15 protein-coding genes and 1 pseudogene are annotated in these 21,671 nt (G+C 35.4%); 4 read left to right on the forward strand and 12 right to left on the reverse strand.

The features are described 5' to 3' along the window. The 3 genes from EZY12_11470 to EZY12_11480 form a co-directional block, all read right to left on the reverse strand. On the reverse strand, positions 1 to 2,646 hold the full coding sequence (locus EZY12_11470; protein ID QSX70127.1) for a replicative DNA helicase: 2,646 nt from the start codon (positions 2,644 to 2,646) through the stop codon (positions 1 to 3). Between the two features lie 113 nt (positions 2,647 to 2,759). Continuing rightward, a complete protein-coding gene (gene rplI, locus EZY12_11475) occupies positions 2,760 to 3,218 on the reverse strand; it encodes a 50S ribosomal protein L9 (protein QSX70128.1) in 459 nt (152 codons plus the stop codon). 315 nt (positions 3,219 to 3,533) lie between these two features. Then, the gene (locus EZY12_11480; GenBank protein QSX70129.1) at positions 3,534 to 3,785 is read right to left on the reverse strand and encodes a hypothetical protein; all 252 of its coding nucleotides are present in this window, start codon (positions 3,783 to 3,785) and stop codon (positions 3,534 to 3,536) included. 517 nt (positions 3,786 to 4,302) lie between these two features. On the opposite strand from EZY12_11480, the gene EZY12_11485 reads away from it, so the two are divergent. Beyond that, the gene (locus tag EZY12_11485) at positions 4,303 to 6,324 is read left to right on the forward strand and encodes an AAA family ATPase (protein QSX70130.1); all 2,022 of its coding nucleotides are present in this window, start codon (positions 4,303 to 4,305) and stop codon (positions 6,322 to 6,324) included. A gap of 14 nt (positions 6,325 to 6,338) precedes the next feature. Next, positions 6,339 to 8,900 (forward strand): hypothetical protein, encoded by a 2,562-nt coding sequence (locus EZY12_11490; protein ID QSX70131.1) that lies wholly within the window; start codon positions 6,339 to 6,341, stop codon positions 8,898 to 8,900. 135 nt (positions 8,901 to 9,035) lie between these two features. Here EZY12_11490 and EZY12_11495 read toward each other — a convergent pair whose 3' ends face one another. The 6 genes from EZY12_11495 to EZY12_11520 form a co-directional block, all read right to left on the reverse strand. Next, positions 9,036 to 9,437, reverse strand: a complete 402-nt coding sequence (locus tag EZY12_11495) for a hypothetical protein (protein ID QSX70132.1) — start codon at positions 9,435 to 9,437, stop codon at positions 9,036 to 9,038. Positions 9,438 to 9,458: 21 nt separating this feature from the next. Further along, positions 9,459 to 9,908 carry a DUF29 domain-containing protein gene (locus EZY12_11500; protein ID QSX70133.1) on the reverse strand — a complete coding sequence of 150 codons (450 nt, stop codon included), beginning with the start codon at positions 9,906 to 9,908 and terminating at the stop codon, positions 9,459 to 9,461. Between the two features lie 174 nt (positions 9,909 to 10,082). Beyond that, complete coding sequence (gene gloB, locus EZY12_11505) at positions 10,083 to 10,856, reverse strand: hydroxyacylglutathione hydrolase (GenBank protein ID QSX70134.1); 774 nt, start codon at positions 10,854 to 10,856, stop codon at positions 10,083 to 10,085. Between the two features lie 469 nt (positions 10,857 to 11,325). Continuing rightward, positions 11,326 to 11,706, reverse strand: a complete 381-nt coding sequence (locus EZY12_11510) for a hypothetical protein (protein QSX70135.1) — start codon at positions 11,704 to 11,706, stop codon at positions 11,326 to 11,328. A gap of 46 nt (positions 11,707 to 11,752) precedes the next feature. Continuing rightward, positions 11,753 to 13,429 (reverse strand): AarF/ABC1/UbiB kinase family protein, encoded by a 1,677-nt coding sequence (locus EZY12_11515; protein QSX70136.1) that lies wholly within the window; start codon positions 13,427 to 13,429, stop codon positions 11,753 to 11,755. Positions 13,430 to 13,819: 390 nt separating this feature from the next. After that, positions 13,820 to 16,393: a M1 family metallopeptidase gene (locus EZY12_11520; GenBank protein ID QSX70137.1), complete on the reverse strand. Its 2,574-nt coding sequence runs from the start codon at positions 16,391 to 16,393 to the stop codon at positions 13,820 to 13,822. Between the two features lie 927 nt (positions 16,394 to 17,320). Here EZY12_11520 and EZY12_11525 point away from each other — a divergent pair. Next, positions 17,321 to 18,979: a DUF3352 domain-containing protein gene (locus EZY12_11525; protein QSX70138.1), complete on the forward strand. Its 1,659-nt coding sequence runs from the start codon at positions 17,321 to 17,323 to the stop codon at positions 18,977 to 18,979. Between the two features lie 281 nt (positions 18,980 to 19,260). Here EZY12_11525 and EZY12_11530 read toward each other — a convergent pair whose 3' ends face one another. The 3 genes and pseudogenes from EZY12_11530 to EZY12_11540 all read right to left on the reverse strand — a co-directional run bounded on the left by EZY12_11530 (position 19,261) and on the right by EZY12_11540 (position 20,161). Then, positions 19,261 to 19,551, reverse strand: a complete 291-nt coding sequence (locus tag EZY12_11530; protein QSX70139.1) for a hypothetical protein — start codon at positions 19,549 to 19,551, stop codon at positions 19,261 to 19,263. Positions 19,552 to 19,600: 49 nt separating this feature from the next. Continuing rightward, a pseudogene (locus tag EZY12_11535) lies at positions 19,601 to 19,756 on the reverse strand (DUF3368 domain-containing protein). 150 nt (positions 19,757 to 19,906) lie between these two features. Next, positions 19,907 to 20,161 carry a UPF0175 family protein gene (locus EZY12_11540; protein ID QSX70140.1) on the reverse strand — a complete coding sequence of 85 codons (255 nt, stop codon included), beginning with the start codon at positions 20,159 to 20,161 and terminating at the stop codon, positions 19,907 to 19,909. 545 nt (positions 20,162 to 20,706) lie between these two features. Between EZY12_11540 and EZY12_11545 the strand changes: the two genes are divergently transcribed. Next, complete coding sequence (locus EZY12_11545; protein QSX70141.1) at positions 20,707 to 21,567, forward strand: Rpn family recombination-promoting nuclease/putative transposase; 861 nt, start codon at positions 20,707 to 20,709, stop codon at positions 21,565 to 21,567. Positions 21,568 to 21,671 lie beyond the last annotated feature (104 nt).

Consider the following 21,671-nt stretch of genomic DNA (forward strand, 5'->3'; position numbering starts at 1 on the left):
TTACCAATTATTATTTGGTTTAGCTAGATTCTTAAATTTTGTAAATTGTGGATCAAATAATAGTTTAATTGTTCCTGTTGGTCCATTTCGATGTTTGGCTATGATTACTTCAGCAATTCCCCTATCTGGAGTATCTGGTGAATAATATTCATCACGGTATAACATCATTACTATATCCGCATCTTGTTCAATTGAGTTATGAACAATAATATTATTAGCAATAAAATTATGTAATTTATCAACTGTTAAATCAAATACTTCTTCTTCTCCATCTAATTCAATTGAGATAACCTCATCCCAGTAAACATCACTATTAGCAAGAGCAATTAATTGTTTAGATTGAACAATATTGCCAACTTTCAAAGCTCTATCTCTACTTAAGTTTGCTTTGTAAAGCGTAGAACCACAATAGGATGTTTCCAAAGAAAATTGTAGTTCTCTCGTTGTCATATTAATAGCTTGTATTGAAGGGACAACAAGTGTTTTCCATACCTCTCTAGGAATTACATCTCTGTTAGTGTTATGAATAGAGTTTTCAAGATGCTCATAAATTTGTTGTAATGAACTTAGTTTGTATTCTCCTACTGCCTTAACCTTTTTAATAAATAAATCAAGGTCTGGCTTACCAGTAATTGTTACATGATATTGATTTCTACCCTTACCAGGCTGAGGAATCATTTTGAGTTTTGCATTAATTCCCAATCTTAACAAAAGTGTCTGAACATCAAAAGCTAGTCTTTCACTACTGCTTGCATAATATGCAATCGGTCTTGGACTTTTCCCTTCTACTAATTTTACAGATCCATCTGTACTCCATAGGTGTTTTAGAAAGCAGGCTATTAAATCTTCAGGCTGCTGAAATAACACTTGAGGAACAAATTTCTCGTAAGACCTTAATCCAAAAATATCCAGAGAGTCCAGCCATTTAGCTATTGGGTTTCTAACTCCATGAGTTAGTCGCTCTGTTGCAGGCAAATAAACCTGATACCAGTTATGTTCAGGTGAAATTCTGGGAGAAATCGCATCACCAAATAATTCTTTCGCCAAAGATACAACGGTTTCAGCCAAATCCATTTCTCTTGTAGTGTACTGTATGACATGACGTGGTAATGTGCAACCATCACCAATTAAATGCCCTAATAACGCAACTTCAGCATAAGTCATGGTTTGTTCGCCAGAACCAGGTAAATACCTTGGTAAACAAAGATGTTGATTAGTGCTTAATTCATCAAGCCTTTTCCAGCCATGAATCGTGAGGAATTTGTGGTTGGCTGTAGCTCTGATTTTTCTTCCTAATCGAGTTTTTAAAGTAAATACCGATTTTATGCCTGTAGAAAAAGCATTGCTGACAATCGCCCTTTCTAGCTTCATTGTATTTTCGTTCAATCCCCAAACAGCAAAATTGGATTTATCTACCAATTCTCTAATTGGTGATTGTAGTCCGCTATCTGCTAATGTGACTAAGCTGTCGCCAGTCAAACAGCCCGATTCTCTCAAATCAGATAACATTGGGCGTTTATTAGTTCTTGCTTCCACTCCGCGACTTAACTGTGATAACGCAATTATTGGTACAGATAATTCTCTCGCTAAACCTTTTAAAGAACGGGTAATTCTCGATAATTCTTGGACACGATTATCACTACTACCTTCCATTAATTGCAAGTAATCAATTACTATTAATCCCAACTCTTTAGTTTGTTCGGCTTGCAATCTTCGTGCTTGACTCCGCATTTGTGTGACTGTAATATTTGCCGTATCATCAATAAAAAGTGGAGTGTCTGAGAGTTTATCAATGGCACGACTTAAAGGTTCCCATTGGGTTTGACTGATACGGCCACTTCTTAAATAACTGCTTTCAATTCCTGCTTCACTAGCTAATAGTCTTTGTACTAGCTGTTCTTTAGACATTTCTAAACTAAAAACTGCAACGGCTAATTGATAGCCCGCTGCAATGTTATGTGCTAGGTTTAAGCAGAAGGCCGTTTTCCCCATTGACGGTCTCCCAGCGACGATAATTAAATCAGAACGCTGGAAACCGCTAGTCATAGCATCTAAATCATAAAAACCACAAGGTATTCCTGGTAAAGCAATACCTTGATGACGAGTTTCAATATCTTGAAAAGTATTAATTAAGGTATCACCAATATGAACTAATCCTGATTGGGTTTTTTGTTGGGTAACATTAAAAACTTTTTGTTCAGCATTATCCAGAACAATTGGTAATTCTGTTTCTGTTTCAAAACCAAGATGAACAATTTCATTCCCGGCTTTGATTAATTGCCGTCGCAGGTATTTTTCCATGACTAACCCTGCTAAGGCATCAATATTTACGGCTGAAACTGTACGATCTACTAATGTTGCTAATTTATTTCTGCCACCAATTTGAGTTAATTGATCATTGTCTGTCAACCAACTGGTTATGGAAAGCAAGTCTGTGGGTTTTTGTTGGGTATGGAGACGGAGGGCGGCTTGATAGATGGTTGTATGGGCGCTAAGATAAAATGCTTCGGGAACTAGGCGATCGCTCACTCGCGCAATTGCCTCTGGATCTAGTAAAATACCCCCTAAAATAGCTTCCTCTGCTTCAATATTTTGAGGAGGTAGGCGATTACTACCATCACCTTGAAAACTTAGTTCTTCAGCCATAAAATTTAAATAAGAGATTAGTGATTTTGGACTCTTAACCTAATTATCCAAAACCAATAAAAAAATATTGATAACCACAGATATATCATCTGTGGTGATTAATTAAGTCACCGTTAGTTAGAGACGACTTCAATGTTAATTACTGCTGTTACTTCAGAATGCAGCTTGATTTCAGCTTGGTAAGTACCCAATTGGCTAATATCGGGAATGGTAATACCACGACGATCTATTTCTAGACTAGCTGCTGCTTGAATCGCATCTGCTATGTCTTGGGTAGTAACAGTACCGAAAATAGCTTCATTTTCACCAACTTGCTTGGCAATTTTTAAACCAGCAATATTTTCTAAAGCTGTTTTTTGCTCTGTTGCTTGTTGTTTGAGTTCTAATTGTCTTTGATATTCTTTTTCACGTCTACGTTCTACTTGTTTGAGCAGACCTGGTGTAGCACGAGCGGCTAAACTCTGAGGGATGAGGTAATTACGAGCATAACCGGGAGCTACTTCTACCAAATCGCCGAGTTTTCCCAGCTTGGTAACATCTTTTGTTAAAACTAATTGCACACGTTTCGCCATTGTTTTTCGCTTTTCTTTGTAAAATCTTAGTTATTTGGGTATCGCAGGGTGGCTCATAAAAAGTGTAGCTTGATCCTCAGCGATTTTGAACGTACCCACAGCCTTGACATTGTAGCGAAGTTTGGGAAGCGATCGCAACCTGAAATGCTAGAAATTTGCAAACAGCAATAATAACTCCCGGTTTGCTGATTTGAGAAGTCCTAGAATAAATGTACTATTATGTTATGCTGATTGTCTTTTATGTATCTTTACATCTTCGTTTTATACGTTAGTATAGGCTGTTTTTAACCACGATTTAAGAATGTATCAATTAAATTATACTTGTTCATGTTTGACTCCTGAATCTGTACGGAGGTAGGTTTCTAAAGCAGATTTGCTTTGCTCAATCATATCTTTTTCACTAAGAGTCTGAAAATTTAACTCTGTATTTATCTCACCATACTCAAGTGATTCTGTTGCTAAATTTTGTTGTTCTTGAGCTAATTCTGTAGCTAAAAATTGAATAGCTTTGATTTTTTCTTGGTGAGATAATTTTTGCAGTGAGGGTAAAATTTCTGTTAATTTCATAGAAATTCAGGGGTAAAGCTATTTATATTATACTGTAATTGCCCTTTATTTTCCATAGATACAGGAAAGCGTTAGCGTTAGCTTACCGAAGGTATCGCTCTTTTGATGTTAAAGTAGCTAGATGTTAGATGACTTTTACAGTTTACTAATAACCTAATCGTTAGCTTATGCTGATAACGGGATTTTTTGCCTGAGATTAAAGAAGATTTCCGAGTTTGAGTCAACTCACAAGAAAGTTGATGAGTTTCTGATAGCGTAGCGTGGCATTATCCATAACCTGCGGAATGGTAGTAAATGTATAAATTGCTTTACCTGACTACTTGATTAATTTTTTTAAGTATTTAACCGTATAGTTGCTCCAAACGATAGATAGTTGTATATTATATAAATGTAAAAGACTGATATAAATACTTTCAGTAACAATGCTTGGACGTTAACAACACCCATAGTTAAGTTAATGGCAAAGGAAATCTTAGTTACTGATAAGCATAAAAACGCAATTACCATAGAATAGCCTATGACTGAAAATGATGAACAGGAACTTAATAAACTACTAGCAAAACCCGATAGTGAGTTGATTAAGGACATTCTTGAATACAATCAAATTTCATCTTTTGTATTATCTGGAGTGCTAACTGTAAGCCTACGTAATGAATCATTAGGATATTTTAAATCTGTTCTTGATCATAACGGACGAGAAATAAAATATCCTAACGGTGATGATCTTGATGATATATTTATTTACGATCCTTATGAATTAGAAAAAGGTGAACGGTATTATTTTGAGTGTGAATTAGCCAGCCTAAATGAAAAGAAAAAAAGGAACAATCCTTATTTATTAAAAACTACTGTTGATAGAGTTCAACAGGGAGAAAAATTAAATAGTCTTGTCAAAGCTATAAAGGAAAAGAATGATCAAATTAACGAATTAAATGAGATAATTAAAGATTACGAGGAAACAATTACTCAAAAAATTACCGAAATTTCAAAAAATGATGGTTTCATATCGGAACTGAGTGAAAAAATAGAGTCCAATAAAATACAACTTGACCAAATAATAAATCAAAAAACGGAAATGGAAAACACCATAAAAATTCTTCAGCAAAAGATTAATATTTGCCGAAATTTAGAATTTTTGAGCGAGGATGAGGAAAGACAGTATATTTCACTATCCAGAGAAAAATACGTCATTCCTAATAATTATTTAAGTTTTGACAACGAATTAGAAAATAATTTTTCACAATTAGCAGATCATGTACATCAATATTTATTTCATCAGAAAAATCTGATTTATACAAGATTTCAGATCAGAAATTTTTTGACCCTATTAAGAACAAATGATTTAATTGTTTTGAGTGGTTTGTCAGGTTCGGGTAAAACCCAAATTGTCAAAGCATTTGCGGAAGCATTGGGTGGTGTTGCCAAGATTATACCTGTTAAACCTAATTGGACAAGTTCAGATGATTTGCTTGGATATTATAACCCTATTCAGATGTCTTTTCTGCCCACCCCTTTCACAGAAGCAATAGTAGAGGCTATTCACAATCCAGATCAATTATATCTCATTTGCCTGGATGAGATGAATTTAGCAAGAGTTGAATATTACTTTGCAGACTTTCTTTCAAAATTAGAAGAACGCAGTAATCAACCAGAAATTGAATTATATGCCAAACATGAAGAAGAATTATTCATATCAGAATTTAAGACTTTATTAAACCTGCTTGAAAACAGTGCTAAGGATATTGAAATAAAATCTTGGCAGGACTTTTTAAACAATGATAAGGCAAGAACGCGCTTTTTAGAAATTTTTGGTAACAATGAGAAAGAATCTCTTTTGCAATTACACACCAAAACAAAAAGACGTTTAATGGATATTTTGAAATTTCCATCTACTATCAAGATACCAAATAATGTCAGATTTATTGGTGCTATTAATGTTGATGAAACCACAAATTACTTTTCACCTAAGATATTAGATCGTGTACATATTGTAAAGTTTGAAAATCCACTACTTTATGAAGAAAAGGTAAGAAGATTTCTTGAAAATTCAGAATATGATCTGAAGTTAGCACCGGTTTATGTGAACCCAGTTGTTTTTTCCCAAAGGGAAGAATATCCTAAAATGGATGATTCCTACATTAGTAGGAATTTAAAAGAAATAAATGAAAAATTTCTGTTACCTTTAAATATTGACTTTGGTGTTAGGTCTATTCGTCAATCACTGAACTATGCTAAATTTAATCACCAGGTTTATGAAAATTACGCTAACAATGATAAAATTTCCCTAAATATTATCATTATTCAAAAAGTCCTACCTCGCTTTTCCTTTGATAGTAGCAAAATTTCCCAAAATGGTAGTAGTAAATTAGAGATATTAGAACTTCTCATTTCTCATCTCAAAACTCTGTTTAAAGATTATTACCATAAAACAGACGGTAGTGAAGAAATAGGTAAAGTCTCACATGATTTTCTATCAGAAATGATAAAAAACGCCAAAAATAACCCTCAAATTGACTCTGAAATTAACTTTTTTGCATAATATAAAGGAAAGACATGATGAAAGATTTTGAAGTTTTAATGATTTCTGTTGAATGGGAGTCACGCGACAAATATTTAAGTATCACCAAAAGCGCAAGGCCATTGAAACCAACAATAAAACCTGGCAATATAAATACTTATGAATATGATATTGTTCTCTATACCAAAGAGGATGGTAAGTATTTTCAGTTTTGTGTAAAAACACCGCACACACCATTTTTAAAAGGTAGTGATGGAAAATATCATGATTCTCTTTTTAAGTTGAAAGATGATTTGTGGATAATTAAAAAAGAAGAATGGGAAATAGGACAAAGGGGAATTGGATATCATCATTGTCCTTCTATAAATACAATTGGTAAAATTGAAATTAGCATTTTAAACAATTTTATTTCAATTGATATAAATAGCAATATTCTGGATTTTGACTTTGAACAACTTAAAAATGATTTTGAGGGTGAATTATGGAATTTAATTACCTCTAAAAAATCAAAAATAACTTCTAGTAGATCGGAGTTGAGATACCATGATAAAATATTCCGTTATTCAGAAAGTAAGTCAATTATTGATTTTTTAAAAGCTTATGATGCAATTGAAAAAAAACCTAAATCTGAATTATTAACCTCAAAAGGTATTGCCAAAATAGAGAAAGTAAAACCTATTGCTGAAACTTACAGAAAATTAGTAAGTGTTAGTGGTAGTTCTAGGATATTACCTTCAAAAACATTTATTGAAAATTACAATATTTATGAAAATCGCTATTTATGTTTGATGTTAAATAGTATATATGAAATTGTTTCAAAAAATGTTAATTTTAGTGATAGACAAAAACAAAAATTAATGTTTGATATAGAAAGAAGAGAAGAAACTATTTTAAAGTTAAAAGAACCTTTTATCAAAGTTGATGCTGATTTGCTACTATCTGAAATGAGTGAGAAAGAAAGTGATTTCCAAATTTGGATGCAAAATTGGGAAATAAATAGAAATATATTTTTAAGCAAATATAAAGGGGTAGGGGATAATTTTTATTATGCTAAAATACAAGTAGTAAGTAAAAGCGTATTCAGAGGAAATATAAGTTGGTGGGTTAATTGTTGTTGGCAAAAAGATGACTTAATTCATATACAGGAAGAATTTTGTGTTTTTGAGTTTCATGAAGATACAAATAGTATTCTTGAAGAAGGCAAATTGATGGAAATAGAAATTTATTTTGCTTATGAAAAAATTATTCTTCCACCAAATATTCGGGGAATAGTAAGAAATAAGTACATCATTACCAATGTAAAAGCAAGTAGTTTAAAATATTTAACTTCCAGTCAAGAAAAAATAATTCATAAACAACGTTTAAATTATAATAATTTTCAAAAAACACATTGGCAAAGAGAATTAGAACCACAAGAAAAAATAGAAAGAGAAAACCAAATCAAAACTCTAGAAAATGATATAAAAAAACTTAAAAAGCAAATTAAAGACTTAGATGAATTGGTAAAAGAACAACAAAAATTATTACCCTTAATAGAACAAAGAAGAAAAAAGACATTTTTTAAAACTATTAAATGGCAAAATATTCAAGGTTTTACACCTTCAATGACTTTTATTCAAAATATAAGTTATCGAAATGCCTTAAACTCATATAAAGAAATATTAAAATCTGAAGGAATAGACTTAGAAGTTTTTGATCTTTATGAAAAAGCTACAACTTATGGTATGAGAGAAATACCTCAAGTTTATGAATTGTGGTGTTTAGTTTCTATAATTAAGACATTAAAAGAACCATACGGATTTAAATACAAGTTACAGGATATTCGTACACTTCTAAAAGTTATTAATCCTGAAAATAATAACTTGAATAATCAGGTAACTATTAATTTTGAAGGAAATTTGAATGGGAGAACAATTACTTTATATTATCAAAAAACACTCCCAAATAATAAAAGACCTGATTTTATTCTGGAAATATCTATTAATGATAGCAAAATTTATCTTGTGCTTGATGCTAAATTTAAAAATTATAATTATAAAAAATCTTTGAACTATGAGATTAAGAATTTAAATGATAAATATAGTGACAGTGATCATTATGTTTTTATCCTACACCCCTGTAATGATTTAACTGGTGAAAAGAAACCAGTAAAAATGACAAATCATGGAGGTGATAAAATTTATTTTGGTGAAGAAGAACAAAAACCCACATTTCCATTTCACAAATATGGATATATTACGCATAAACCAAATTTTACAGATAACCTTAAAAAATTAATTGGAATGGCTTTTGAGTATCTTTTAGAAAGTAATAAAAATGCAAACAATGGAACTACAAAAGATCCAAAACCTACTAATAATTTATTTTGTTTGAATTGTGGTAGTACCAGCATAAATCTTAACCCAAAACAAGGTGCAAAAAAATACACATCAGACTGTAGAACTTGTGGGCATCAAACACACATAAACTATTGCTGGAATTGTTCAACAAAATTATTTAAACATGGCTATTATTGGGACTATCATAAAACATCTGTTTGGAGTAGCTTTGATATTCATTGTCCCAATTGTGGTATGGCATTTGTAGATAAACCGTGAAATTTGCAGATAAACATGACTAGGATTATATTGAGCGTGTTTTTTCACAATACTAACTATAATTTGTCTGTATTTCTCTAACTTATCCATTGTACAATTACCTCCTGAAAAGCCGATATTCCGAACGAATAAATCCTATTCATGAAATAAATCTGCTTCTACATGAAAAAATTCTCCCAGTTTTTGGGCTAACTCTAGAGTTATTTCCTCTCTGCCATTTAAAATGTTATCAACAAAGCTTTCTGAACCCAAAACAGCTTGTAAATCAACCTTGCTTTTGTCAGATTGTTCCAAAAGAAACAACAACATAGACTGAGGATTGTTTTGTTGATTAATCTCATAATATTCTTGTTCAAATTTTTCAATTAAAGTAATTAATAATTGATAAAGTTCATCTTCTTCAGGACTGCGTTTTCGGTGCATTAAATCTTCCACAATAGCTAAAGCTTGCTCATTTTCAGCTTGAGTTTTGATAATTTTGGGGAGATATGCTGTTAATAATTCCTTGTACTTCTCTGGATTAAAAGTAAGGGTCATTTTTCCTTATTTTAACCATTACTATTCTTCCCAAAATCTCTTATTTAACAAAGCATCTATATTACTAGAAAATGGACAAACATCAGAAAAATAAACATCAGGATAACCATCTCTGACATTTTCTAAAGCCATTTCATAACTTTTTTCCAAAATTTCTAAAACAAACCCTTTTAAACTCGGTGAATCTTCTAATTCAATTTGTAACCGTTGCCGAAAGTTCCTAATTTCAATTTCCCAACCCCGATAACAGTCAGACATTGGTACATAACACCGCTTTAATAAATGTTCCAATAAACGCACCAAAAAACTCCGCACTGTTTTCCGCTGACTTTTACCCAAAGATTCTACCTCTTCAATTAAATTATCCCAATCTAAATGCTCATTGTCTCGTGCTTTCAACTTATTAACAGTATCCTCAACCCAAAGATAAAAATCTTGATCGTAGAGATTTTTTACTGATGTTGTGTTCATAAAGTTTATCTACTACTAACGTGACCTTTTTAATATATTGATAAGAATGATCTTTATTCTATCGCTAATTTTTAGTGATAGCGAAAAGAGGAAATAGCTGTTTTCTAGTCTTATTATAATACAAAGGGTTTAGCAGTGCTAAACCCTTACAAATCAAATAAATCATCAAAATAACTAAAAATTATCCTTCATGCCGCGAATTCGGGCAAAGGTTTGGATACTATCATCACTCTTCGCTGTTGCTTGCAATGATGGTTCTTCCCAACGTAAAAAAGGATTAGTGAGTTTTTCCAGTCCTAAAATTGATGGTACTGTTGGTTCTAATTTATCCCGTTGAGCTTTAACATCTTGGTAACGTTTTTGTAAATCTGCATTTTCAGCATCTACAGTCACAGCAAAACGCAAATTACTTAATGTGTATTCATGGGCGCACCAAATACGAGTATGATCAGGTAAAGCCCGGAGTTTACTTAAAGAATCTACCATTTGCCCCGGTGTACCTTCAAACAAGCGACCACAACCGCCAGCAAACAATGTATCACCACAAAACAATTCTCCAGGCTCTCCTGAACTTACTGGGGGGAAATAGTAAGCAATATGAGCGCGAGTATGTCCAGGTACAAAGAATATATTAGCAGTGCGATCGCTAAATTGGATGCGATCGCCTTCTTGCAAAAATACCTCCTGTCCCGGAATTCTCCCTCTATCTTCCGCACCTCCATAAACTTTTACATCAGGAAATGCCTTCATTAATTGTGTATTTCCCCCCACATGATCACCATGATGATGAGTATTAAAAATCGCCACTAATTCAGCCTGAAGTTTAGTTAACTCCTCTAAAACCGGTTGAGCTTCGGCAGGATCAACAACAGCCGCAATATTCCGCAGTGGATCATGGAGTAAAAATATATAATTATCCGAAAGTACCGGTAAACGAATGATTTGCATAAGCTTTTCCTCACAAAAATTATGATTATTAATTAAAACAGTCATTTATCTAGTTGAGACTGGTAATAGGTAATAGGTAATAGGTAATAGGTAATAGGTAATAAGATACCTGTTTTCATCCTGTAAATCCTTAAATCCTGGAAATCCTGGAAATCTTGATTCAGACAATGTATTTTTCCATCCTGTGAATCCTTAAATCGGTGAAAATCCTGATTCAGAAAATGTGTTTATTAATCTTGTTAATCCTTAAATCCAGGAAATCCTGATTCAGACAATGTGTTTATTAATCCTGTTAATCCTTAAATCGGTGGAAATCCTGATTCAGACAATGTGTTTATTCATCCTGTTAATCCTTAAATCGGTGGAAATCCTGATTCAGACAATGTATTTATTCATCCTGTTAATCCTTAAATCGGTGGAAATCCTGATATGGCTCACGCCACGCTATCAGACAATGATATTGATATTACTAAGACCAAGAATCTAAATCTAAAGACTGCATTCCCTCACTTTTAACATAATCCAGCAACCCTCCCAACTGCCACCAAAGAAATAAACAAGTTAGTAAACTCATTGGTAAACCCACACCTAAAGCCAATTGAGAGGGAAAACCAAATATCTCTAAACCGGAAGACAGAAACAAACAAACACCACCTGTTATCCCAAAAAATGGCACTAATAATTGTTTATAAAACGAACGGGTATTACTCTTTTCTTTAGAGGACTTATCCTGTGGCCATTGCTGGACAATTACCTTTAGTGTTCCAGATAAAGCTAGTCCAGAAGTTAAAGCAGTGAGAAAACCAACTAATAGTAAAAAGTAAGGCGGTTGTAGAGGGTAGTAGTACATCAAAACTCCTGATTGTTATTAAAATTCGTTTTTATTTGGTAACAGATTATTTGGCTAAAATAGCCGCTACCCCTTCCCTAGAAAACTCTGTTAACAGGCTAATTGCCACATTTAGTAAGCGATTTGGGGGTAAATCATTTTTGACTAAATCCCATAGCCGTTGGACTTCTTCTGTGTGCAAACGGTCATCTTCAGTAATGGCTAATACCAACTGACGACGCAGAAATTTACCCTCTTCGGAAAGGATGAATTCTAAACCCATTTTTGCTGTTGGTAAAACATCAAATTGACTATCAGTGCGAGCAATGGCAATGAGGTTTTCTAACCGTTGCCACTGGAATTTACCATCTTTAAACAACACATTCAATAGTCGTCGCCGTAATGCGGGAGATTCCCCAGTTAGTAACCGCCGTGCTATATAGGGATAGCCCACTTCCACAATTTTGAAATCTGGGTTGAGACTCAGCGCAATCCCTTCTTGTGTCACCAAAGACCGAATAATCAAAGCGAACTTTGCCGGCACACGGAAAGGATATTCATACATCAATTCCGAAAACTCATCGGTAATGGTTTTGAAATTAAAATCCTGGACATTTTTACCAATAGCGTTTCCTAGTACCGCTTCTAATGCTGGCACAATCGGAGCAATATTAGTGTTTGCTGCCAAAAAGCCCAAATTGACAAAATCTTCGGCTAAGTCAGCGTAATCCTTATTTACCAAATGCACTAAGGCATCAACTAAACTTTCTTTGGTTGTTTCCTCCAATTGATCCATCATCCCAAAATCAATGTAAGCCATGCGACCATCGGCCATAGCGAACAAATTACCAGGATGAGGATCGGCGTGGAAAAAACCATGCTCTAATAATTGTTGTAAACCAGTAGTTACACCTATTTGAATGATTGCTTCTGGGTCTAAACCTACAGATTGGATATTTTGGGTATCTGTGAGTTTAAAGCCATTAATCCATTCCAGAGTTAAAACATGATTACTAGTATAATTCCAGTAAATACCTGGAACTTTTACTTGAGGGTCATTACGGAAATTATGAGCAAACTTTTCCGCATTCCGTCCTTCATTGATGTAATCAATTTCCTCAAATAACTTTGTGCCAAACTCGTCCACAATTAAAGTTAAATCGTGACCGAGATTCAGAGGTAGCCAGGGAGCAAGCCAACTGGCCGCCCAACGCATGAGATACAAGTCTTTTGTCAGTAACGGGCGTAAATTAGGGCGTTGTACCTTCACAGCCACTTCTTCACCACTAAGTAAGCGACCCCGGTAAACTTGACCTAAACTAGCTGCTGCTACGGGTTGAGGGGAAAGTTCCCGAAAAATTTCGCCAATTGAGCGGTCTAGTTCGGTTTCAATAATCTGATATGCCAGATCATTGTCAAAAGGTGGTAACTGGTCTTGTAGCTTGATTAGTTCTACTAGAAAATCTTTGCGGATTAAGTCGGGACGAGTGGAGAGAGCTTGACCAACTTTGATAAATGTCGGACCCAGATCCGTAAGAAGGGTTCGCAACTGGGTAGCGCGTTTCCCTTGATTTTCCTCCACCTGGTCTTGCCAGTCGTCCCACTTAAGACTGAATATAAATCCGGCAAAAGACCAGATGATTACCAGTAGTCGTCCCCAAGCTAACCAGGGACGGTAACGAAAGTAACGAGCGATCGCCTCTGGATTATACTGCTTTAATTCAGCAAGTTGATACTGACCCACGCCTTTATTTACCTCTCAAACTGGGAAATTTACATACTGAACAATCTCCTGAATGCTAACTTGGTTGTCGGCACAGGAAAATAGTTGTTTTTGGTTTAGAAACAAACTTTAACTATATCTAGGAGCAATAGGCGACTAACTAGGCCTATTTCCCTAGATTTATTTATCTATTTCTTAATTATACTTTATAAAAGTACAAACTTTTTGTGTGTATTTGGGGTATTTTATCTTTTCTTAATGAATAAACCCTTTCGATAAGGTAGTTAATTTGGAAACAAACAAAGTCCACCTGCGTGGACTAAGAAAAACTATTTATTATTTATCTTTAACCCACGGAGGTGGGTTTTGCCTGTGTAGATGCGGTTTCTAACTGCCGATGTAATGTTAACCCTACTTTGATTTTGCTTCCAGATTTTCCAAACGGCTTTTCAACTCCTGATTTTGTTGTTTGATTTGATCAAGTTCCTCACGTAACTGACGCAGAGTTTTGTCTGTACCAATATTCTTTTGCACTTTACCAAGTTCTTCTTCCGCATGGCGACGGACACGACCATCTGTGGTTTGATTAGCTAAAGATTGCAAAATACCAATGGCTTTTGGCGTTTCCATTTGTCCCAAGGCTGTCAAAACTGCCATCTGTGTTAAAAAGAAAGTCTCTCTGGCGATTTCCGCTAACCGATCTAAAATCCGTTCTATATTCGCGGGAGTTTGACCAGTGGAAACTTTTCCGACAGCGCGAATTGCACCGAGACGTAATGGTTGAGGGATGCCAATTTTTGTGTATTCCAGCAGTAAATTTAAAGCTGCTTCCGAAGATTTGAATTCAGCTAAACCGGCTATAGCCCCACTACGGACAACTTCATTCCAGCCAGCCCTTTCTTCCAAGACAGATTTCAGTAGCTTGATTACCTTATCTTCATTGGGTTTATCTTCTAAATGAGCGGCTGCTATCACCGCAATAGTCCGACAAGCCGCAGCTTCTACATAGTAACTTTCATCCCCATCTTGCACAAAACTCTTCACAGCTTTATAGCTACTATGGGTTTTGATTTGCGAGAGAGAACTGATTACCGCTCGTCGCACAAAGGGACTTGAATCATTTAAACCGACAACTAAACCATCAAAAGCTTGATCTAATTGAATTTCTGCCAGTTCTTTGGCAACTTCGACCCGCACACCCCAAAAAGGATCATTTTTCAAAGCTGAGGAGAGGGCTAGAGTTGCTTCTAAACCGCCTTTTTTCGCCAAAGCTTCCGCAGCATAAATGCGAGAAATAGGATGAGGATCAAATTCTAACTGAGCTTTTAATTCAGCAATAGGGAATTCTAATTGGACAGTTTTTAGGTAATTATTGCCAACATCAAAGCTAATAAAATCAGGCTTTTGTGTTAATGGGAAATAAAAACTTTGTTCATGTTCATAGACCCGAACTGTAAAAGTTGTTAGTTGTGAATTTTCTTTATATCCAAAACCAATGGGAATTTTCAGATTAAATAAATCCTTACTTTCGGCTTTAGCTTGGGTTTGGGTAACTGTCACCTTAGCCAAGTTTGCATCACCATCCCAGGCGTAAGCGACTTTAAAATCAGGATGACCACCACGATAGACATATTGATCAAAAAGGAAAGCTAGATTGCGTCCAGTGGCTTTTTCAATTGCCCTCAATAGGTCTATGGTTTCGACAGTTTGATGGGCATTGTCTTGGACAAATGTTTGCACAGCTTGCCAAAATAACTCATCGCCCAGTTCTGCCCGAATCATGTGATAAACACAAGATCCTTTTTCATAAATATGGCGGTCATAAAGTTCAATCGCTTGTCGGTAAACATGAGTTACCATTGGTCTACGGTAACGACTGCTATCTTCACTTAAATAACTCCGCGCTTCCGACAACCGATAATATGCGGCTTCTTGGTCGCCATATTCACGTTCTGTCCACATTACCTCAGAATAGGAAGCCATCCCTTCCTTAATCCAAGCATGGGACCAATGTTTAATAACCACCAAATCCCCAAACCATTGGTGTGCGAGTTCATGGACTACTAAACTTTCGGTATTGCGATTATCTAATATTGCCCGTGCATCTAGTAAACAGCGGTCAGTTAGTAGAGTGGTGGAAGTGTTTTCCATGCCTCCAAAAATAAAATCATCTACACAAACTTGGGCATATTTGGCGAAAGCATAAGGATAACCATACTTTTCGCTGAGAAATTCAATCATTTGCGGAGTTTTGCCCATACTCCTTTTAGCATCGGCTTCCCGTCCCTTTTCGACGTAGTAGGTAACAGCTTTATCATGCCACTCGTCCCGAATTTCCGCAAAATCACCAACCGCCAAAGTCATCAAGTATGTAGGATGGACTTGTTGTTGTGACCAATGGTAGGTTTTGTATTTGGCCTCTTCTACGGTGTCAATTAGTTCACCGTTGGAGATGGCTACCAAGGGGTTAGGAACGCGGACGCGAATTTCTGAAGTTGATAATTGTCCAGGGTAGTCGAAACAAGGAAACCAATAGCGAGAATCTTCGTCTTCTCCTTGTGTCCAGACTTGGGTAGGCTTGTGGGGGTAGTGTTTGTCTGGTTGAATAAAGTAAATCCCGCGTTGGGGTTTTTCGGCTGCGTAGGCGATCGCAATTAACAAGCGATGACCGACTTCTGTGGGCTGTGACAGGTAAATACAAATTTTTTCACCGTCATATTCAAACTTTTGCTCAACTTCGTTGACCTGGACAGCAGTGATTTTCAGATTTACCGCATCCAAAGTTAACCTATCAATCCCATTCCGCACTGGCAATAGACGAATACTACAACTGCCGTAGCAACTTTGATTAGGGATATCTAAACTGATATCCAGAAAAATATGTTCTACCTGTCCAGGTCGGTCAGGGTTATAGTGTGGTTTTGCCCCTGGCAACTCAAAACGTTTGTGTCCGGTTTTTTCGGTATCAAAATAAGACTGCAACATTTATTATTTCTAGCCTTTTAATCCTGAAACATTTAATGGGATGTAAGTCATATAAATAACGAACTGTAGCGTAGTATGACATTTTTTGACTGTTTGATCTTAGAGCGTGTTTGAAAAGTCGTGATTGATGTATCAAATATCTTTTTACCCCACCCTAACCCGCACAGATGTATTGGGGAGGGAACTTGATTTTCCAGTTTTCCCCCAATACATTAGGGTAAATACACTAGCAATACCAACTTTTTTGAGCAACAGGGAACTTGATTTTCCAGTCTCCCCCTTTACAAGCTACGGTGTACACACATCTCTAGACAGGATGCTAAACGTTATCCGATCCCCCTAAATCCCCCTTAAAAAGGGGGACTTTGAAGAATTTAGCCCCCCTTTTTAAGGGGGGTTGGGGGGATCTAAACGTTGTGGGGCAACTCTAGAAGACTTGTGTGTACACCGTAGCCTTTACAAGGGGGGATTAAGGGGGGTAAAAAATCACAATGTATTACTTTTCAAACAACCTCTTAGTAGTGTCAGCACTATCCGATCTACAGATTGATACAGCTAATTTAGCTACTGCTGTCACACTTAAAACCCCAGGTATCGCCCTCTTTGCTGCCTCAGTTCAAGAGGATCTTGAACCATGAGCAATGTTTATCGAGTACAAATACTACTAATTTTCCATATAGTTTTAGAATAACTTGGAGGTGACAAATTGACTATTGTTCTTAAACAAATAAGATATCATTTGCGGATTCAGTCCTGACCATAGTGGAGTATTATTTAAAGCCGATTACAACTTTTTAATGACCACAAGCCTGGGATTATATCAGTAAATACCGTGAAATTAGCGGCAATTAATGATAAAAAAGGATTCATAAATCAGAATTTCATAGAAATTGTGACCAAATTTACAGTTATAAGGAGCATTTATCAATGTCTGAAAAGAAATCATCGTTCTTAATTCCCGTGATTGGTACTGCTGTAATCATAGCAGGTGGTATAGCAGCTTATATGTATCTCAAGGGTGGTGCAAATAGTTCTAGTCCTTTAGGTAGTGCTAAATTAGTACCTGCAACGGCATTAATGGCAACTTATATTGACACTAATCCTGAATCTTGGAATAAGTTACAGCAGTTTGGGACACCAGAAGCACAGAAATTACTGGACAAAGAGTTTCAGGATTTCAACCAACAAATGTTGAATGATAGTCAGATTTCTTACGAAGCAGATATCAAACCTTGGGTTGGTGGTGTGATGATTGCTGTACTACCACCAGAGGCAAAAAAAGTATCCCAGGAAAACTTCCGTTCACCCGAAGCCCCAAATTTTTTGTTAGTAGTAGATATTAAGGACAAAATAGCCGCTCTGAAATTTGCCAATAAGTTGAAAGACAAAAAGAATGTCAAAATTCAGGAATCGGACTACAAAGGTCAAAAAATTATTGAATCTCCAGGTAAAGGTCAACCGACTTATGTAACGGTTTTGAATAATGACCATTTACTTTTAACATCAAGTAAACAATCTGTAGAAAAAGCTATTGATACCTATAAAGGCGAACCTTCCTTTGCAACTAAAGAAGGTGCAAATGAAATTCTGGGCAAAGGTGTGGATGTTAAAAATAGTTTAGCGCAAATTTATGTACCTGATTATGCCAATATGGTACAACAATTAACGGCTTTCAATCCCCAATCTCAAAAATTACCCCCACAAACTCTGGCGCAAATTAAGCAAGTTAAATCAATGACAGCAGGTGTGGGCATAGATGATGCTGGATTAAGATTTAAAGCGATTGTGAATTTAGATCCTCAACTGAATAAATTTCAATATGAAACTACTTCGGCCAAGATTGTGGAACAATTTCCTAGTGAAACTTTGGCTTTAGTAAGTGGACAGGGTATTAGTAAAAGTTGGCAAACTTTTGTTGAGCAGTCTAAAGATTATCCTGAATTAAATCAAGGATTGCAACAAGCGAGAACACAACTAAAAATCCTCCAACTTGATGTAGATAAAGATATTTTCGGGTGGATGAATGGAGAGTTTGGCTTAGGTGCAATTCAATCTAATCAAGGTTTATTAGCTAATGTGGGTTTTGGAGGTGCGTTAGTATTAAATACGAGCGATCGCAAAACTGCTGAAGCTACTTTTACTAAACTCGATAATTTTGCCAAACAGCAATCTCTTAATGTTGCTCAAAAAAGCATTGGTGGTAAAAATGTCACAGAATGGCAAATTCCTCAACAAGGCGCTCTTATAGCTCATGGTTGGCTCAATGATAATACGGCATTTCTAGCTATTGGCGGCCCTGTTGCAGAAACACTAGTAGATCGTAAAGGTGCAGCACTTGATCAAAGTGATACTTTTAAAACTATCACGGGTTCTTTGCAAAAACCCAATGGTGGTTATTTCTATTTAGATATGGACAAAACCAAAACCATCATTGAGCGCTTATCTGCTCAAAGTCAACCGCTACCTCCAGACGCTACTGCTATTCTCACTTCTATTCGTGGTATTGGTGTGACTGTTAATAGTCCTAGTAAATCAATGACTCAAATGGAGTTGTTGTTATCTCTCAAACCTAGTAAGGGTAAATAAATTTTTCTCCCGCAAAGGCGCAATCACGCTTCGTGATCTCGAAGAGTAGTTTGTAGGGTGCGTCAGACCCGATAATTTGGTAAAAAACAGATATCTTCTCTCTGACGCACCTTATTGATGAGGATAGGTTACGCTTTTCCTAACTAGACATCTGGTGAAAAAGAATGTAGGGACAATTCATGAATTGTCCCTACAAGGGTTTCAGGCTACGCATATTTAATTTCTACAAGATGTCTAGTGCAGTGAGAGCATAAATTGGATTAGCCGAGTACCATTAACCATCAAAGCATCTCAAGAATTAACTCAAATTTTAATGTTGCATTGCAGTGTTCATTGGTAGCTAATAGATGAATGATTGTTTCTAATGTTGCATTATCAGCAGCACTACTATCTATTCCCAACCAATCAGCATCTTCTACTAAATCAATTCCTTCTAAAAGTATTGCTAATTGTGATTTTGGTGCAGAAATTACACTACTCCAATCTAAGATAATTTTATGTTGATGGAGTTTTTGATTTATCTCTACTAAATTAAGTTCACCGGGGAGAATTGCAGGAAGTTGGATAATCATATATTGGGGAATTGGGAATTGGGAATTTTGTTTTTTAGGTTGCTAATTTTTATTCACCAGCTTGGTGTTTAAGTATATTAACCATACTATCTGATAACCATAATCCAGCATTACGTAAAGCCTCAATTCTAGGAGATACACTAGAAATTAATCCCCTCCTTTTCGCTAATATTAATAAACCTCCTGTACCCATAGTAATAGTTGACTTTTAAACAACACAATTAGAGGTGAGGAATTAATAATACAGCACTTCCCGGTGTTATGAGGTACACCATTAGCGGGCAAGATGCCCGCACTACAAGAGTTTCATGATTCAACTTTGTACCTCATAAGAGCGGAAACCGCTGTAATGCGATCAATCAACATTTGACATTTCCTCAGCTAATTCTTCGGCTGTATATTGCATAAAATCAACTCGATAACGAGATAAAGCATGAATAAACTCTGTACGAGTTAGTCCGGCTATTTCTGCTGCTTTATTTTGCGATATATCACCTAATTCGTACCATTTTACGGCGGCTGCAATTTTCATTTCTTGTACAAATTCTTCAGGATTTTTTCGCAGTGCAGAAAATGCGGTTTCTGGTAATTGAATAGGTATGGTTTTCATGGTTTGGGAATGGGGAATTGGGTATTTATAAGATGTTAAAATTAGGGAGTTAGCATATTTTTTAACATAATCAAATTATACATCATATTGGTGAAGTATTAGTAATAGTATAACTTATAACAAAAATTTAAGCTAGATTACAATTATTAAAGTTTATTTAAAAAATGTCAGAATCAGGATTTCCAGGATTTAAGGATATGCAGGATGTGGTTTTTAGTTTGGTTGTGTAGTGTTTTTGATTTTTTTGTCAGAAATGGCTAACGCCACACAAAAAATTTATCAACAACATCCTGAAAATCCTATAATCCTGGACATCCTGATTCAGACAATTACCAATTACCAAACACCAAACAGAAAATTTATCAACAACATCCTGAAAATCCTATAATCCTGGACATCCTGATTCAGACAATTACCAATTACCAAACACCAAACAGAAAATTTATCAACAACATCATGAAAATCCTATAATCCTGGACATCCTGATTCAGACAATTACCAATTTAAGTTATAATTGAAAATACTATATAAATTCTGTTCAAGCTGTGAGTTTTGACAACATTTGTAAGCTATTAGCTGAAAAATATCCTCTTGATTTTGCCCGGTGGTTACTACCAGAAGAACCACAAAGCGTCAAAGTTTTAAAAACCGAATTGAGTATTGAACCAATTCGTGCTGATTTTGTCACGTTTCTGAAAAGTGAAAACCAAATTTTACACATCGAATTTCAGACACTATCAACTTCTCGAAAACCCATTCCTTTGCGAGTCATAGATTATTATATCCGGTTAAAAAGACTCTACCCCGAATGTACCATTATCCAATTTGTGATTTTCCTCCAGGAAACAGAAGATAAAAATGCTTTTATCAATGTTTACCAAGATGTAAATACTACCCACTATTATCAAGTAATTAGAATGTGGGAACAAGACCCTGTTTTATTTCTTAATAATCCCGCACTCTTACCATTAGCACCATTAACCCGCACAAATGCACCTCAAGATTTATTATCGCAGGTTGCTGAAAGTGTTGCTAAAATTGAGGAAATAGAAATCAAGCGGGATATTGTAGCCTGTACTGAGATTTTAGCAGGTTTACGGTTTGAGAAAAAGCTGATTAGTCAATTACTTAGGGAGGACATTATGCGAGAATCAGTAATTTATCAAGATATTTTCCAAAAAGGTGAGAAGCAAGGTGACAAACGAGGTGAACAACGAGGTAGAGAATTAGGTGAACAACGGACAATTATCCGTTTACTTAATCGTCGGTTTGGAGAATTAGATTCATCATTGGTTGATAGAATCAAAACTTTGAATATTGAAAAGTTGGATAATTTAGCAGATGCTTTATTAGACTTTTCTAATATCAATGATTTGGGAACTTGGTTAAATTCAAATCAAGATTAATCATCCCCAATATTGGTCATTTTATCATCATTCTAGTCAGGGAATAAATTCCCTGTCTAAAAGCTAAAGTCGGTTGAAACCGACTATTTTTTTACAACATCCTG

Origin of the sequence: Dolichospermum sp. DET69 (assembly GCA_017355425.1) — a bacterium.
GTDB lineage: Bacteria > Cyanobacteriota > Cyanobacteriia > Cyanobacteriales > Nostocaceae > Dolichospermum.